Origin of the sequence: Actinoplanes siamensis, assembly GCF_016862395.1 — a bacterium.
In the GTDB taxonomy this organism is placed as follows: Bacteria; Actinomycetota; Actinomycetes; order Mycobacteriales; family Micromonosporaceae; genus Actinoplanes; species Actinoplanes siamensis.
Map to the genome: position 1 here is coordinate 1 of NZ_BOMW01000144.1, position 1066 is coordinate 1066.

1 protein-coding gene is annotated in these 1066 nt (G+C 65.1%); it reads left to right on the forward strand.

Annotation, left to right across the window (positions count from 1 at the left end; all coding sequences use genetic code 11):
• The first annotated feature begins 564 nt into the window (after nucleotides 1-564).
• Complete coding sequence (locus Asi03nite_RS37475) at nucleotides 565-885, forward strand: helix-turn-helix domain-containing protein (protein WP_203685254.1); 321 nt, start codon at nucleotides 565-567, stop codon at nucleotides 883-885.
• The last annotated feature ends 181 nt before the right edge of the window (nucleotides 886-1066 follow it).

Consider the following 1066-nt stretch of genomic DNA (forward strand, 5'->3'; position numbering starts at 1 on the left):
CTGGTTAATGTTGTCTCCGTTGACGACGGAGATCGGTTGAAGACGCCGACGTAACAGGCCGAGCGTCGAAGCAGGGCCCGGAAGTTCTCGTGGCTCGCTCGGTAACTGCGGTGGAACCACATCACCGCATGCAGCACCGCACGTGCACGACAAGACCTTGACGTAATTCCAGGTCAGGGCAACCGCAGGCAGGGCCGAAGCAGGTTTGGGGCTCCGCCTGATGCAGTAGGGATCCGCCGCACATGTGCGGGGCCATGAAGTCGCGTGGGGCTCCGGCATCGGCGGATAGCACCGTAGATAGTGGAAGTAGAGGAAAGGGAGGGTTTGACGCCGTTGGATCGCCCGCCGTCAGGACGTCGTTGGAGTTCTGGGGTGGACACCGTGGTCACTTTGAACGTGAGGTGGTTTCCGGTCACGCTTATGCGATCCTCGCACCGCTTGCTGATAGCGGCAGGGTGTGGAAACGAGAACCCGACGAACCTGTCGGTAGATGGTGTATTGAACCCGTAACCCTGGGCCCCGGCGCGACACGCGCCGGGGCCCTCGTTCATGAAGAAGGAATGTATGGCCCAACCCGACGACATGCTCAACGACGACGACTACCCCGCCTACACCATGGGCCGTGCCGCCGAGATCGTCGGCGCCTCACAGGACTTCCTGCGCCGCCTCGACGAGGCGAAACTGATCATCCCGTTCCGCTCCGCCGGCGGGCACCGCCGCTACTCCCGCTACCAGCTGCGCCTGGCCGCACGGGCCCGGGAGATGGTCGACCACGGCACCGCCCTGGAAGCCGCCTGCCGGATCATCATCCTCGAAGACCAGCTCGAAGAAGCCCTTCAGCACCACCGCGACCACCAGTGCCGCCAGCCGGCCGGCGCCGCCTGACCCTCACGCTGCACGGTCCTTCTCCACCCCGAGAAGGACCGTCTGCCCGCACCATAAGAACCCGCGGACGCCGCGCACCGCGGCGCCTGCGGGGCAGGGGCCCACGCGGGGAGACCGGCCCTGCTGCCCGTTCTGTGCTACGGTCTGCGTGTTGCAGTTTTGATTTCCGTAAGACGTTGCC

Coding starts and splice junctions, on each gene's coding strand:
- Asi03nite_RS37475 (WP_203685254.1), top strand. CDS start 565: ATGGCCCAACCCGACGACATGCTCAACGACGACGACTACCCCGCCTAC.